Raw genomic sequence first — 15,553 nt, forward strand, 5'->3', positions numbered from 1 at the left:
ATGCGCGCCTTCTGGACCCTGATCCACCGTTACCTCGGTCTCCTGACCGCGGGCTTCCTGTTCGTCAGCGGTCTCACGGGCGCCGTGATCTCCTGGGACCACGAGCTGGACGACCTGCTCAACCCGCATCTGATGGAAGCGAAGAGCGCGGGCACGCCGCAATCCGCGCTGGCCCTGGCGCAGCAGGTCGAGGCGCGCCATCCGCAGGTGCGCGTGTCCTACCTCGTGCTGCAACCGGAAGCGGGCAAGTCGCTGGCGCTGGGCGTATCGCCGCGCTTCGATCCGGCCACGAAAGAGCTGGCCACGCCCGGCTTCAACCAGGTCTTCGTCGACCCGGTCAGCGGCGCGGAACTCGGCAAGCGCGAATGGGGCGCGGTCTGGCCGATCACCCAGGAAACCTTCGTCTCCTTCCTCTACAAGCTGCACTACACGCTGCACCTCCCCGAGATGTGGGGCACCGACCGCTGGGGCTGGTGGCTGATGGGCGGCATCGCGATGATCTGGATGGTCGACAGCTTCGTCGGCTTCTACCTGACGCTGCCGGTGCGGCGCAAGAAGGCGGCGCTGGCCGTGCAGCCAGGCGCCGGCGGTAAATCGTGGTGGCAGCGCTGGCAGCCGGCCTGGAAAGTGCGCTGGCAGGGCGGTTCGGCCAAGCTGAATTTCGACCTGCACCGCGCCTTCAGCCTGTGGACCTGGATCCTGCTGTTCATCCTCGCCTTTACGGCCTTCTCGCTGAACCTGTACAACGAAGTCTTCTATCCGGTGATCAGCAAGGTGTCGAAAGTCACGCCGACGCCTTTCGACACCCGTCCGATGATGGACAAGCAGCACCTGATCGAGCCGCGCATCCCGCTGGCCGAGGTCATCGCGCGCGCCGGCGCAGAAGGACAGCGCCGCCGTTGGGACGACCCGGTCGGGGCAGTCTATTATTCGCAGGAGTTCGGCATCTACATGATCAGCTTCTTCAAGCCGGGCGGCGACCACGGCACGGGCGGCGTCGGCCCGGCGCTGCTGTACTACGACGGTGTGAATGGCAAGCTGCTGGGCGAGCGCCAGCCGTGGAAGGGCACCGCCGCCGACATCTTCGTGCAGGCCCAGTTCCCGCTGCATTCGGGCCGCATCCTCGGGCTGCCGGGGCGGATCCTGATTTCGGCGATGGGCCTGGTGGTGGCGATGCTGAGCGTGACCGGGGTGATCATCTGGTGGCGCAAGCGGGCGTCGCGCGCGGTGGCGGCGATCCAGCGGCAGGCGGTGATGCGGGAGGCGTAAGAGAGATCCGTACCTTGAACACGTCGCCCCTGCCTTCGCAGGGGTGACGTTTACGTGGCGCGGGCTTAAGCGAGTCGCGCAAACACCCGGCGCGCCGCTTCCACCGTCTCGGCAATGATCGCATCGTCATGCGCCGCCGAGACGAAGCCCGCCTCGAACATCGCCGGCGCGAAGTACACGCCTTCTTCCAGCATGCCGTGGAAGAAGCGGTTGAAGCGGTCCTTGTCGCCGGCCATCATCTGGCCGTAGCTGGCCGGGACGTGGGTCGAGAAGTACATGCCGAACATGCCGCCCACGGCATCCGCGCAGAAGTCGATGCCGGCTTCCTTCGCGGCGGCCGTCAGGCCCTCGACCAGCTTCACGGCCTGGCCGGACAGCTTCTCGTAGAAGCCCGGCTGCTGCACCAGCTTCAGGGTGGTCATGCCGGCCGCCACCGCCACCGGATTGCCGGACAGGGTGCCGGCCTGGTAGACCGGGCCGATCGGCGCCATCTTTTCCATCAGGTCGGCACGGCCGCCGAAGGCCGCCACCGGCAGGCCGCCGCCGATGACCTTGCCGAGTGCGGTCAGGTCCGGGGTGATGCCGTACAGTTCCTGGGCGCCGCCGAGGCCGACGCGGAAGCCCGACATCACTTCGTCGAAGATCAGCACGGTGCCGTATTCGGTGCACAGCTCGCGCATGCGGCGCAGGAACTCCGGCGTGGCGCGGATCAGGTTCATGTTGCCGGCCACGGCTTCCACGATCACGCAGGCGATGGTGTCGCCCATCGACTCGAAGGCGTCTTCCAGCTGCGGGATGTTGTTGTAGTCGAGGACCAGGGTGTGCTTGACGAAGTCTTCCGGCACGCCGGCCGAGGTCGGGTTGCCGAAGGTGAGCAGGCCGGAACCCGCTTTCACCAGCAGCGAGTCGGCATGGCCGTGGTAGCAGCCTTCGAACTTGACGATCTTGTCGCGGCCGGTGGCGCCGCGCGCCAGGCGCAGTGCGCTCATGGTCGCTTCGGTGCCCGACGAGACCAGGCGCACCTGCTCGATCGACGGCACCAGGCGGCAGATTTCCTCGGCGATCTCGATCTCGCCCTCGGTCGGGGCGCCGAACGACAGGCCGTTGGCGGCCGCATCCTGCACCGCCTTTACCACTTGCGGGTGCGCGTGGCCGACGATGGCCGGACCCCAGGAACCGATGTAGTCGATGTAGCGCTTGCCGTCGGCGTCCCAGAAGTACGGGCCTTCGGCGCGGGTGATGAAGCGCGGGGTGCCGCCGACCGAGCGGAAGGCGCGGACCGGGGAATTCACGCCGCCCGGGGTGCTTTGCTGGGCGCGGGCAAACAGGGTGTCGTTCTTGGAAGTGGTTGCAGTCGTGTCGGTCATGGAAGTCGTGGGTAAGGTTCAGCAGTTGCCGCCGGCAATGCGATAGATCTTGTTCGGTACCAGGCGGCCCATGCCGAAGCGGCAGGCATGGACCAGGGCCCCGGTGGTGTAGTCCTGGGCGGCGCGCACGGCGTCGGCGGCGGCTACGCCGTGCGCCATCTGCGCCGCCAGCGCGGCCGACAGGGTGCTGCCGGCGCCGACGAAGGGGCCGGGCAGGTGCTGGCCCCAGGGCAGGCTGGCGACCAGGCCTTCGCCGTCGTACAGGTTGTTGATGCGGGTGCCGTCGCCGCCGCCGGTGCCCGTCACCAGCACGTGGCGGCAGCCGAGGGCGGTGAGTTCGGTCACGTCGTCTTCCAGCGGCGCTTCGGACGCCGGATCGCGCCAGCAGTCGGCAAAGCGCGCCAGTTCGGCCTGCGACAGCATCATCACCGTCGCCTGCGGTGCCAGCAACTGGTGGATCAGGGTCAGGATGTCGTCGTCGCGCATGCCGCAGTCGGGCAGGGACGAGGCGAACGGATCGAGGATCAGCGGCAGGTTGGCGTAGTCGGAGACGATCTCGGCGATGGCGGCGATCTGTTCCAGGGTGGCCATGGTGCCGACCTTGATGGCGGCGATCGGCATGTCTTCGAGCAGCATGCGCGCCTGCGCGGCGACCGTCGGCGAGTCCACCGGGTGGATGTCGTCGACGCGTGCCGAATCGGCCACCAGCAGGCCCGTCACCACCGACAGTCCGTGGCAACCATGCATCGAGAAGGCGGCCACATCCGACTGGATGCCGAGCGCGCCGACCGGGTCTGCCGGCCCGAACGTGAGGATGAGAGGAGACAGTTGGTTTTGCACAGCGCGTAGATTAAGATACCTGACCTCTCATTTTACTAGATAGAAGGAAGCAAACGTGAGCAATGAAACGCAGGCTTACCAGACCTGGATGTGCCTGATCTGCGGCTGGGTCTACGACGAAGCCGCAGGCAGCCCGGAAGATGGCATTGCCCCAGGCACCCGCTGGGCCGACGTCCCCATGAACTGGACGTGCCCGGAGTGCGGGGCGCGCAAGGACGATTTCGAAATGACCGAGATCTGATCGGATCTTCTTCGATCTACAACTTATCTGAGTATTTCATCAACGAGTCTGGCCGGTTAGACATCATGCCGGCAAGATTTGTTTCCTGTCGAGTTGACGCGTAGCAACACTTCGCGCACAAGGGCAATTCCCTATGCTATCGTGCGGTTTCATGCTGAAGTGAAATAAATATGACGACCCAATCGACAGGCCCGACGATCATGGTGATCGACGACAGCAACACGATCCGTCGCTCCGCCGAGATTTTCCTGACCCAGGCCGGCTACCGGGTGGTGCTGGCCGAGGATGGTTTCGACGCCCTCGCCAAGATCAACGACCATCACCCGGCGCTGGTGTTCTGCGACATCCTGATGCCGCGCCTGGACGGTTACCAGACCTGCGCCCTGATCAAGAAGAGCGCCCGGTTCCGGATGACGCCGGTGGTGATGCTGTCGTCCAAGGATGGCCTGTTCGACCGCGCGCGCGGCGCCATGGTCGGCTCGTCGGCTTATCTCACCAAACCGTTTTCCAAAGACAGCCTGCTTGCCACCGTGCGCGACCACGCGGGCGCCTGAGCGGCAGACAGCACTCCAACATTGATGCCGGAGCCATCGTGGCCATTAAAAAGATCCTGATCGTCGACGATTCCCCGACCGAACGCTACTACCTCACCGACATCCTGGTGCGCAACGGCTTTGCCGTGACCACCGCCGACAACGGCGAGGACGCGCTGAATAAAATCCGGGCCGAACGGCCGGAGCTGATCCTGATGGACGTCGTCATGCCGGGCGCGAACGGCTTCCAGGTCACGCGCTCGATCGCGCGCGATCCGGAACTGTCGTCGGTGCCGGTCATCATCTGCAGCAGCAAGAACCAGGAAACCGACCGCATCTGGGGCATGCGCCAGGGCGCCAAGGATTATTTCGTCAAGCCGGTCGATCCGGACCAGCTGCTGGCCAGGATCGCCACGCTCGGCGCCTGACCATGGCCGGCATCGACGTCGCCAGCCGCAGCGCCGACCCCGCGGCGCGCCGTACCCGCCTGCGCCAGTACCAGCAGCAGCTGCTCGAGCGCGTGCAGGCCGCGCGCACCAGCAGCGGCGCCCGCGCCAACCAGCTGGGCGTCGAGATCGGCGGCGTGCGCTACCTGCTGGACCTGCTCGAAGCCGGAGAGATCGTGCCGGTGCCGGCGCTCACCCGGGTGCCGCTGACCCAGCCCTGGTACCTGGGCCTGGCCAACATCCGCGGCAACCTGGTCGGCGTGGTCGACCTGGCGGCCTATCTGGGGCAGCCGGCGGCGCCGGCCAGCGCGCCGGCGGGCGCCGCCCGTATCGTCACGCTGGCGCCGGCGCTGGGCGTGCCCTGCGGCCTGCTGGCCACGCGCGTGGTCGGGCTGCGCGATGCCGCCGACATGGAACAAGTGCGGCATCCGGAAGGCGACAGGCTGATCGACGCCGATGGCCTCGACTGGATGCCGCTGGCGCTGGCGGAACTGGTGCGCGAAGAGCGCTTCCTGCAAGTCGGCCTGTAAGCCGGCATACAACACTCAACACGACAGGTTCTGGACTGGAGCTGGTATGGGATTCGCATCAAAACTCTCGATGAATTTTCTGCCCAAGGACAAGGGCGACGGCAGCACCGTGCTGGCGTCGCCCGACACCCAGTTCGGCATCGGCACGCCGCTGGCTGCTTCGGCCGTGGCTGCGGCGCCCGAGACGGCGGTGCCGGCCGGCGGCTCCGCCGACGATGCGGCCCTGCGGCTCGGTAACCTGACCCGGCGCAAGCAGCGCGCCGCCGCGGCTGCCCGCGCGAACGGTGCCGGTGCCGACGAGGCGCTGCGCCTGCCGCTCATCGGCCACCTGTCGCTGCCGCGCCAGCTGCGCATCCTGCTGGTGGCGTTCACCATCGGCGTGCTGGTCACGCTGCTGTCGCTGTGGCGCAATGCGGGCAGCGGCGCGGTGGCCGCCAGCCAGACCCAGATCGCCGGCGAAGCGCTGATGCATTCGCAGCGCCTCGGCAAGGCGGCGCCGACCGCGATGCAGGGTGTGCCCGACGCCTTCGTCCAGCTGCAGGACAGCTGGGCGGCGCTGGGCCGCGACCTCGACCTGCTCGGCAAGGGCGGCGAGTTCAACGGCAACACGATCCCGGCCGCCGACGGCGACCTGAATCGCCAGCTGGCCAAGGTGCGTGCCAAGTGGGCGGTGTCGTCCACGGCCGCCGCCAGCATCCTCAAGATGAAGCCGGAACTGGTCGACTTCGACAAGAACCTGAAGCAGCTCGACGTCCTGACGCCGGAAATGCTGGCGCTCACCGAGCAGATCCTGACCGAACGCACCGCCCGCGGCGGCAGCGCGCGCGAACTGGCCGCCCTCGGGCGCCTGATGATGCTGACCCAGCGCCTGTCGCGCAGCGCCAGCGAATTCCTGACCTCGGGCGGCATCAGCCCCGAGACCGCGTTCCAGATGGGCCGCGACACCACCACCTTCCGCGTCACCGTCGACGGCCTCCTGAACGGCAACGAGTCGCTCGGCCTGGTCGCGCTGCGCGACGCCGAGCTGCGCGACAAGCTGACCGAGGTGCAGGCGAAGTTCGACATCTGCCAGCGCGTGGTCGCGTCCTTCCTCGACCACCTGGCAGACCTGACCGCGGCCAAGGCGGCCGAGCAGACCATCTTCGGCGACAACGAAGCGCTGCGCGCCCAGCTCACCGAGCTGCAGACCGCGCTGCGCAGCGGCGAGAAGGGCACCGGCGGCTGGTTCTGGCTGCTGGTCGCCTCCTCGATCTTCACGCTGGCGATGGCCGGCAGCATCTCGCGTGTGATGCTGCAGGACTCGCGCAACCGCACCCGCGCGTCGGATGCCCGCCGCCAGGAAGCGGAAGCCTCGCGCCTGCTGGCCCAGGCCAAGGAAGAAGAAGCCAAGGCCACCAACGACCAGAACCAGGCCGCCATTCTGCGCCTGATGAACGAACTGCAGGAAGTCGCGGACGGCGACCTGACCGTGCACGCCACCGTGTCCGAGGACATCACCGGCGCGATCGCCGACTCGGTCAACTACACGGTCGAGGAGTTGCGCGGCCTGGTGGTGCGCGTGATCGACACCGCCGGCAAGGTGAATACCGCTTCCGACGACGCCTATAAAGTGTCGGGCGAGCTGCTGGTGGCGGCCGGCCAGCAGTCGCGCGAGATCCAGGAAGCCTCGTCGACGGTGCTGCGCATGGCCGGCCAGATCACCGAGGTGTCGAGCTCGGCCCAGCAGTCGGCCGAGGTGGCGCGCCAGTCGGTGGCCGCGGCGGAGCAGGGCGCGACGGCGGTGCAGAACGCGATCAAGGGCATGGGCGAGATCCGCGAGCAGATCCAGGAAACCTCCAAGCGCATCAAGCGCCTGGGCGAATCCTCGCAGGAGATCGGCGAGATCACCGAACTGATCTCGGACATCACCGAACAGACCAACGTGCTGGCGCTGAACGCGGCGATCCAGGCGGCATCGGCCGGCGAGGCCGGACGCGGCTTCTCGGTGGTGGCGGAAGAGGTGCAGCGCCTGGCCGAACGTTCGGGCGACGCCGCCAAGCAGATCGGCGCCCTGGTGCGCACCATCCAGACCGACACCCACGACGCCGTGGCGGCTATGGAAAAGTCGACCCAGGGCGTGGTCGAGGGTGCGCGCCTGTCGGACGCCGCCGGCGCCGCGCTGGCCGACATCTCGCGCGTGTCCAACCGCCTGGCCGAACTGATCGAGGGAATTTCGGTCGCGACCGGCCAGCAGGCCACCTCGGCCAACGGAGTGGCGCATAATATGCAGCACATCCTGGCCGTCAACGAACACACCCAGGGCGGCACGCAGCAGACCGCACAGTCGATCCGCCAACTGGCCGAGCTTGCGCAGGAGCTGAAGAATTCGGTGTCGCGCTTCCGCGTCGCCGCTTGAGGACCACCCCGACCTGATTTATGACCGAACCGATGCCCGTCCACGCCCCGCACTTCGACACCGGCCCCCTGTCCTGGGTATTGGGAGAAATCCGCGATGCCCTCGAGCGTTCGTCCAAGGCCCTGCAGGATGCGGCCGGACGCAGCCCGGAAGCCCAGCCCACCCTGCTGCTGCATGCGAAATCGCACCTGCACCAGGCGCACGGCGCGCTGCAGATGGTCGACGTGCATGGGGTCGAGCACCTGACCGGCATCGCCGAACAGGCGCTCGACCGCTTCAAGGACGGCTCGCTGGCGCTGGATGCGGAGCGCGCCGCGGTGGTGGGCGAGGCTTACCGGGCGCTGGTCGAATACCTGGAAGAGCTGCTCCAAGGCGCCCGGCAGCAGCCGGTGCGCCTGTTCCCGTACTACCGCGCGCTGCAGGAACTGCTCGGCGCCGAACGCGTGCATCCGGGCGCGATGCTGGCGCTCGACCTGGCGCCGGCGCTGCTGCCAGGCGGCACGGCGGGACCGGCGCCGGACTACGCGGCCAGCCGCGCCCAGTTCGAAAAGGCACTGCTGTTCTTCCTGCGCAGTACCGACCCGGAAACCCAGCGCAGCCAGGCCGGCGCCATGCGCGACGCCCTAGCGCCGGTCACGCGGGTGCAGGCCGACCCGCACGCCCACGCGTTCTGGCTGGCACTGCAGACCGCCGCCGACCTGGTGGCGCAGGGGCAGGTGGCGGGCGACCTCTACGTCAAGCAGCTGTTCGGCCAGGCCAACCTGCAGTTGCGCCGCATGACGCAGGGGCACAGCAGCCTGCCCGATGCGTTGCTGCGCGACGCCCTGTTCTTCGTGGCCCAGGCGCCGCAGCCGACGCCGGATGCGCGCCTGCTGCGCGATGCCTGGCGCCTGGAGGGCCAGGTGCCGCAGGATTACCTGGAGCGGCGCTATGCCCGCATCGACCCGGCTGCGCTGAAGGATGCCAAGGAGGCGCTGGCGGAGACCAAGCAGGGCCTGGACCGCATTGTCAGTGCCGAGGGCGGCGCCGACCTGCAGGAAGACGGCTTCGATGCCGCCCTGTCCAAGCTGGCCGGCGCCAGCGAGAAGCTGGGCGCCCCCGCGCTGGCCCAGCTGCTGCGCGAACTGGGCCAGGCCGCCAGCGAATCGGTGGCCGGCGCACCGAGCGAACAGCTGCAGATGGAGATGGCGCAGGCGATGCTGTTCGTCGAACACGGCCTGGACCAGGTGCGCCAGTTGCCCGAGGATTTCGGCCAGCATGCCGAAGCGGTCGGCCAGCGCCTGCTGGCCCTGGCCAATGGCCAGACGCCGCCCGATTTGCCGCAATGGCAGGGCGGCATGGCGCGCGACCACGACGGCGAGACGGTGGCGGTGCTGGCCGGCGAGATGCGCACCGGCCTGCGCCAGGTCGAAAAGCTGGTCGACGAATACTATGAAAACCCGGCGCGCACGGCCGCGCTGGAGCAGGCCGACCCGCTGCTGCACCAGTTGCAGGGCGCGCTGGCGATCCTCGACCAGGACGGGGCCATGCGTGCGCTCGCGCACGTGCGCGACGCCGTGCGCGCGCTGGCTGCCGGCGCGCCGCGTGCGGAAGCCCGCGCAGCCGCGCTCGACAACCTGGCCCAGAACATCGGCGCGCTCGGCTTCTTTACCGATGCGCTGGCGCAGAACGTCGATGCCGCGCGCAAGCGCTTCCGCTTCGACGAGGCGGCGGGTTTGTTCCGCGAGCTGGCGTTCGATGAGCAGGCGCAGGAGGCGGTGCAAGAGCGGGTGCCAGAGCCGGTGCAGGAACCGGTGCAGGAACCGGTGCAGGAACCGGTGCAGGATGCGCTTGCCGAACCGGCCGTCGCGCCGGCCGCCGTGCCTGCCGAGGTATCGGCCGAAGATGCGATCGAAGCCGAGCTGCTCGAGATCTTCATCGCCGAGGCCGGGGACGTGCTGGCGCTGGTCGGCGAGACCTTGCCGGCCGCGCACGCGCAACCCGGCGACCAGGAGACGCTGACGCGCCTGCGCCGCGCCTTCCACACGCTCAAGGGGAGCAGCCGCATGGTCGGCCTGGAGGCGTTCGCGACCGGCGCGGCGGCCGTCGAAAAGACCATGAATCTGTGGCTGGCCGAAGCGCGCGCCGCCACGCCGGACCTGCTGGCGCTGCTCGAACATGCGCGGTCCGAACTGACGGACTGGGTGGCCGAGCTGGCCGCCGGCGGCCGCTCGGCACGCAGCGGCGAGACGCTGGCGGCTGCCGCGGTGCGCGTGCAGGAGGGTGGGGCGTTTGCCGAAGTGCCTGCGGCGGCGCAAGCCGAGGCCGGCGTTGAAACCGAAGCCGAGGTCATCGAGCCGGCATCCGTGCCGGAAGAGGACACCGTCAAGCGCGTCGGCGAGCTCGAGATCCCGCTGCCGCTGTATAACATCTACCTGAACGAGACCGCCGGCATCGTCGAGACGCTCGACGCCGACTTTGCCGCCTGGCGCGCGGAGCCGCTGCGCGCGGTGTCGGGCCAGGCCCTGGCAGCCGCGCACACGCTGGGCGGCATCTCGTCCACCGTCGGCTTCACGGCCCTGCAAAACATCGCGCTGGCGCTGGAAGCGGTGCTGCAGATGGCGACGCCGCCGCTGAGCGACGAGCAGCACGCGCTGCTGGGCGAAAGCGTCGAGCGCATCCGCGTCATGCTGCAGGTGTTCGCGCTGGGCGAACTGGCGCCGCCGCAGCCGGAGCTGCTGGCGCGCCTGGACGCCCTGTGCGACGAGCTGGGACGGCGCAAGGCCGACGCCGTGTTCGGCGATGCCGATGCCGAACTGGCCGGGCGCCTGGACGCGCTGTTTGCCGCCACCTACGAAAGCATCCTGGCCGACCCGCCGCTGCCCGGCGGACCGCTGCCGCTGGCCGAGACCAGCGTGAGCGCGCCGCGCCAGCCGGAAGCCCAGCCGGCCGATCCGGCGGTCAGCGCCGTCGACGACCTGTTCGACAGCTATTTCGACGACCCGTTCGCGGCGCCGTCGCTGGAACAGGCGCAGCCGGAACCGGCGCCCGTATCCGAGCTGCCTCCCGAGGAGGAAACGGCCGAGGTGCCTTCGCAGGTGGAGCCGGAAGCGGAACCGGAGCCGGAACCAGAAGCAGAACCGGAACCGGAACCTGCAGCGGCAGCGGAACCCGCGCCTGTACCGGCAGCCGAATCCGAAGCGCAGCCGGTAGCGCCCGGGACGGCAGCGCTGGACAGCGAGCTGGCCACCGAGCCGGTATTCGCCGACGAACTCGATCCGGACCTGCTGCCGGTGTTCATGGAAGAAGCCACCGACCTGCTGCCGCAGATCGGCGACGGCCTGCGCCGCTGGCAGCAGAACCCGCTCGACACCGCCGCCGCGCACGGCCTGCTGCGCGCGCTGCATACGGTCAAGGGCAGCGCCCGCATGGCCGGCGCGATGCGCCTGGGCCAGCACACGCATGCGCTGGAAACCCAGATCGAGAACATGCTGCACGCCGGCACCACCAGCGCCGCCGCCTTCGACGAACTGCTGGCCAACTACGACCAGGCGCAGTTGCTGTTCGAGCAGCTGCAGCAGCCCGCTGCCGCGCCCGAGCCGGTGCCGGCAGCGGCGCCCGAGGTCACGGACGCCGGCGCCGCCGTGGAGCAGGCTGCGGACCAGGCTGCAAATCAGGCCGAGCCTGCACGCACGCCGCTGGTCCGTGTCCGCGCCGACATCCTCGACCGCCTGGTGAACCAGGCCGGCGAAGTGTCGATCACGCGCTCCAAGCTGGAAACCCAGGTCGGTACGCTGAAGACCGCGCTGTCCGACTTCACCGACAACCTGGCGCGCCTGCGCCAGCAGCTGCGCGAAGTCGAGATGCAGGCCGAGTCGCAGATCGCGTCGCGCCTGTCGATCGCCGGCGAGCGCGAATTCGATCCGCTCGAATTCGACCGTTTCACGCGCCTGCAGGAACTCACGCGCATGATGGCCGAGAGCGTGAACGACGTCTCGTCCTTCCACGACAGCATGGCGCGCACCGTCGATGCCGCCGTCGAGGACCTGGCCGCGCAGTCGCGCCTGACGCGCGAGCTGCAGCGCGACCTGATGCGGGCGCGCATGGTGCCCTTCGCCAGCCTGTCGGAACGCCTGTTCCGCCTGGCGCGCCAGACCGCCAAGGAAACGGATAAACGGGTCAACCTGGACATCCGCGGCGGCGCCGTCGAGATCGACCGCAGCGTGCTGGAGCGCATGGCCGCGCCCTTCGAGCACTTGCTGCGCAACGCCATCGTGCACGGCATCGAGGCGCGCGCCGAGCGGGTCGCGGCCGGCAAGGAAGAAACCGGCGAATTGCTGGTGCAGGCCAGCCAGCAGGGCAACGAAGTCGTGATCCGCGTGGCCGACGACGGCGCCGGCCTCGACCTGGCGCGCATCCGCGCCAAGGCCGCGGCCAACGGCCTGCTGGCGGCCGGCGAAGTCATCTCCGACCAGGACGCCGCCGAACTGGTGTTCGAACCCGGCTTCTCGACCGCCGATGCGCTGACCGAACTGGCCGGCCGCGGCGTCGGCATGGACGTGGTGCGCTCGGAAGCGCGCGCGCTGGGCGGCCGGGTCGAGATCGAGACCACGGCCGGCCGCGGCGCCGCCTTCACCATCCACCTGCCGCTGACGCTGGCCGCGACCCAGGTGGTGCTGGTCGCCAGCGGGTCGCGCACCCATGCGCTGCCGGCGGTGCTGGTCGAGCAGCTGCAGCAGGTGCGCGAGAGCGAGCTCGCTGCAGCGCGCGAACTGGGGTCGCTCAAGGTGCACGGCGAGGACGTGCCGCTCCACTACCTGCCCGAACTGCTGCGCGAACCCGGCGGCGCCGGCGGCCAGCGTTCGTATCCGGTGCTGATCCTCAAGAACGGCAATGCGCGCCTGGCGCTGCAGGTCGACGAGGTGCTGGGCAACCGCGAAGTGGTGGTCAAGAACATCGGCCCGCAGCTGGCGCGCATGCCCGGCATCGCCGGCGCCACCGTGCTCGGTTCCGGCGAGATCGTGCTGATCCTCGATCCGGTGCTGCTGGCCGGGCAGGGCACGCGCCTGCCGCAGGCCGAAGCGCTGGCCGCGGCAAGCGCCTCGGACGGTCCTTATCTACCGACCGTGATGGTGGTGGACGACTCGCTGACCGTGCGCCGCGTGACCCAGCGCCTGCTGGAGCGCGAGGGCTACCGCGTGCTGCTGGCCAAGGACGGCGTCGATGCGCTCGAACAGATGCAGGAGACGCGTCCCGACCTGATGCTGGTCGACATCGAAATGCCGCGCATGGACGGCTTCGACCTGACCCGCCACGTGCGCGGCAACGAGGCCACCCATGCGATCCCGATCATCATGATCACCTCGCGCAGCGCGGACAAGCACCGCAACTACGCGATCGATTTGGGTGTGGATGCGTATTTCGGCAAGCCGTTCCAGGAAGATGTGCTGCTGGCGGCGATGGCGGGGTTGCTGGGGCGGGCGGCGCCGGCGGTATAAAGCGGCGGCCCGTAGCAGTTGAACGTCGCCCCTGCGAAGGCAGGGGTCCAAGTTTTGCGCGTTATCCATATGCAGGCAACTTGGACCCCTGCCTGCGCAGGGGCGACGGTTACTCTTGCTTCAACAATTTGAAGCGCGCCAGTGTCTTCGCCCGCGCCTGCTCATGGTCCACGACCGGCAGCGGATAATCCCGTCCCAGCACCACCCCCGCCTTTTCCAGCAGCGCCGCCCTGGCCAGCCACGGCGCGTGAATTGCCGCCCCCTCCAGCCCGCCCAGCTGCGGCAGGTACTGCCTGATGAACGCCCCGTCCGCATCGAAGCGACGCGACTGCGTCACCGGGTTGAAGATGCGGAACCACGGCTGCGCATCGCAGCCGGTCGAGGCCGCCCACTGCCAGCCGCCGTTGTTCGAGGACAGTTCGTAGTCGTTCAGCTGGCGCGCGAAATAACGCTCGCCGCGGCGCCAGTCGATGCCGAGGTCCTTCGTCAGGAAGCTGGCCGTCACCATGCGCAGGCGGTTGTGCATGAAGCCGGTGCGGTTGAGCTGCAGCATGGCGGCGTCCACCAGTGGATAGCCGGTGCGGCCTTCGCACCAGGCCGCGAACAGGGCGTCGGCCTGCGGGCCCTCATCCCAGCGCACGGCATCGAAGGCCAGCTTGAACGACTGCGTCGTTACGCGCGGATTGCGCGCCAGGATCATCATGTAGAACTCGCGCCAGATGAGTTCCGACAGCCACACCGGCGCCCCGGGGCCGCCGCTGCCGTCCTCGATGCGCGCGCGCAGCATGCGTACCAGGGCGCGGATCGACAGCGTGCCGAAACGCAGGTGCACCGACAGGCGCGAGGTGGCGTCGCGTGCCGGGAAGTCGCGCTCGGTGTCGTAGCGCGCCAGGCGATTGGAAAACGCGGCCAGCGTGCGTTCGGCGCCGCCCATGCCGGGTGCATCGATCGGCGTGGCGCCGGGCCGGAAGCCGAGGTCTTCCAGCGAAGGCAGCGCATGCCCCAGAGGGCGCGGCGCCAGCGCGGCCAGGTGCGGCAGGGTCGCGAACGGCGCCAGCGCCTCGGGCTGGGCGGCCAGGCGCTTGAGCCAGGCATTTTTATAGGGTGTGAACACGGCGTAGGGGCCGCCCGCCAGCGTCAGCACCTCGTCCTTTTCGAAGATCACCTGGTCCTTGAAGGTCTGCAGGCTGCGGCCGGCCTGGCGCAGCGCGTCGGCCACGGCGCGGTCGCGCGCGATCGCCTGCGGTTCGTAATCGTGGTTGGCATAGACCGATTCCACATCGAGCTCGGCAGCAAGCGCGGCGATCTCCTGCGCGGCGCGCCCGCGCCGCACGATGAGGTAACCTCCGGATGTGCGCAGGCGGTCGTCGAGTTCACGCACGCTGTCGTAGATAAATTGCACGCGCCGGTCGTCGGCCGGCAAGCCGTCCAGGAGGTCGGTATCGAAGACGAACACGCCCACCACCCGGCGCCTGGAGAGCAGGGCGTGATGCAGTGCGGCATGGTCGTCCAGGCGCAGGTCGCGCCGGAACCACACCAATGAATTTCTCATAGTCATCTTCTGTGTTCGGATTTATGTGCAGGGCATTTTACTGTCTACCATTACTCAATAGTAATGACTGGAAATGCAGCTTCCAAAGGCTGCGTCTGGAAATCAGTGTAAACTAGCGAAAAGCCCAAGCTCGAAGTGTGCATACTGCGGTAAAAGGAGGTTCTGGAATCACCGCCCATGACAATGCATGCATCGCGGGTTTTCAGCAATTCCGAATACAGAGAGTGAGCCAACAGAGAGTATGAGCATGAAAAAAAGTAAGGTCGGCAACCCTCTTATCATGCCTGGCTTGTCCCAGGAAAGCACAGGTACGCTTCAGCCGGAGGTCAAGCAGCCCGAGTTGAACCTGGCTAATCATTTCCTGATCGCCATGCCGTCGATGAGCGATCCGATCTTCGGCGGCACCGTCGTCTATATTTGCGAACACAACGACAAGGGCGTGCTCGGCGTCGTCATCAACAAGCCCACCGACATGACGATGGAGGTCCTGTTCGACCGCATCGACCTGAAGGTCGCCGACGGGCTGCGCGAGAGCGTGGTCGACGAGCCGATCATGTTCGGCGGCCCGGTGCAGGACGACCGCGGCTTCGTGCTGCATTCGCCGTCCGGCCGCTACTCGTCGTCGCTGAACGTCACGCCCGACGTTGCCTTCACCACCTCGATCGACGTGCTCGAAGCCGTCGCCAACGGCAGCGGTCCGCAGCGCATGCTGGTCTCGATCGGCTACGCCGGCTGGAGTCCGGGGCAGCTGGAAGAGGAGATCGCGCGCAACGGCTGGCTGACCGTGGGCGCCGACGCCCATGTGCTGTTCGACCTGCCGATCGAGGAACGCTACAACGCCGCCATCAAGCTGCTGGGCATCGATCCGCTGATGCTCGCGTCGGAGGCGGGCCATGCTTGAGG

General features: G+C 68.3%; 11 protein-coding genes. 8 read left to right on the forward strand and 3 right to left on the reverse strand.

Annotation, left to right across the window (positions count from 1 at the left end; genetic code table 11):
• Positions 1-1,269, forward strand: a complete 1,269-nt coding sequence (locus tag FBX97_RS11850) for a PepSY domain-containing protein (RefSeq protein ID WP_141831825.1) — start codon at positions 1-3, stop codon at positions 1,267-1,269.
• 65 nt (positions 1,270-1,334) lie between these two features.
• Here FBX97_RS11850 and hemL read toward each other — a convergent pair whose 3' ends face one another.
• Positions 1,335-2,636 (reverse strand): glutamate-1-semialdehyde 2,1-aminomutase, encoded by a 1,302-nt coding sequence (hemL, locus tag FBX97_RS11855; protein WP_141831827.1) that lies wholly within the window; start codon positions 2,634-2,636, stop codon positions 1,335-1,337.
• 18 nt (positions 2,637-2,654) lie between these two features.
• Positions 2,655-3,476: a hydroxymethylpyrimidine/phosphomethylpyrimidine kinase gene (locus FBX97_RS11860; protein ID WP_141831829.1), complete on the reverse strand. Its 822-nt coding sequence runs from the start codon at positions 3,474-3,476 to the stop codon at positions 2,655-2,657.
• Between the two features lie 88 nt (positions 3,477-3,564).
• On the opposite strand from FBX97_RS11860, the gene FBX97_RS11865 reads away from it, so the two are divergent.
• The 6 genes from FBX97_RS11865 (at position 3,565) to FBX97_RS11890 (ending at position 13,098) form a co-directional block, all read left to right on the forward strand.
• Positions 3,565-3,717 carry a rubredoxin gene (locus FBX97_RS11865; RefSeq protein WP_141834357.1) on the forward strand — a complete coding sequence of 51 codons (153 nt, stop codon included), beginning with the start codon at positions 3,565-3,567 and terminating at the stop codon, positions 3,715-3,717.
• 170 nt (positions 3,718-3,887) lie between these two features.
• Positions 3,888-4,271: a PleD family two-component system response regulator gene (locus FBX97_RS11870; RefSeq protein ID WP_141831831.1), complete on the forward strand. Its 384-nt coding sequence runs from the start codon at positions 3,888-3,890 to the stop codon at positions 4,269-4,271.
• Between the two features lie 38 nt (positions 4,272-4,309).
• Positions 4,310-4,678, forward strand: a complete 369-nt coding sequence (locus FBX97_RS11875; protein ID WP_141831833.1) for a response regulator transcription factor — start codon at positions 4,310-4,312, stop codon at positions 4,676-4,678.
• 2 nt (positions 4,679-4,680) lie between these two features.
• Entirely contained in the window at positions 4,681-5,226 is a 546-nt protein-coding gene (locus FBX97_RS11880) for a chemotaxis protein CheW (protein WP_141831835.1), read from the forward strand.
• 46 nt (positions 5,227-5,272) lie between these two features.
• Positions 5,273-7,621 carry a methyl-accepting chemotaxis protein gene (locus FBX97_RS11885; protein ID WP_141831837.1) on the forward strand — a complete coding sequence of 783 codons (2,349 nt, stop codon included), beginning with the start codon at positions 5,273-5,275 and terminating at the stop codon, positions 7,619-7,621.
• Positions 7,622-7,641: 20 nt separating this feature from the next.
• A complete protein-coding gene (locus FBX97_RS11890) occupies positions 7,642-13,098 on the forward strand; it encodes an Hpt domain-containing protein (RefSeq protein WP_141831839.1) in 5,457 nt (1,818 codons plus the stop codon).
• 109 nt (positions 13,099-13,207) lie between these two features.
• On the opposite strand, the gene FBX97_RS11895 is transcribed toward FBX97_RS11890, so the two are convergent.
• Entirely contained in the window at positions 13,208-14,656 is a 1,449-nt protein-coding gene (locus FBX97_RS11895; protein WP_141831841.1) for a deoxyribodipyrimidine photo-lyase, read from the reverse strand.
• A gap of 274 nt (positions 14,657-14,930) precedes the next feature.
• Here FBX97_RS11895 and FBX97_RS11900 point away from each other — a divergent pair, with 274 nt between their 5' ends.
• The gene (locus FBX97_RS11900; protein WP_255517522.1) at positions 14,931-15,551 is read left to right on the forward strand and encodes a YqgE/AlgH family protein; all 621 of its coding nucleotides are present in this window, start codon (positions 14,931-14,933) and stop codon (positions 15,549-15,551) included.
• Positions 15,552-15,553: the final 2 nt, after the last annotated feature.

It is taken from the genome of Herbaspirillum sp. SJZ107, assembly GCF_006715485.1.
GTDB lineage: Bacteria > Pseudomonadota > Gammaproteobacteria > Burkholderiales > Burkholderiaceae_D > Telluria.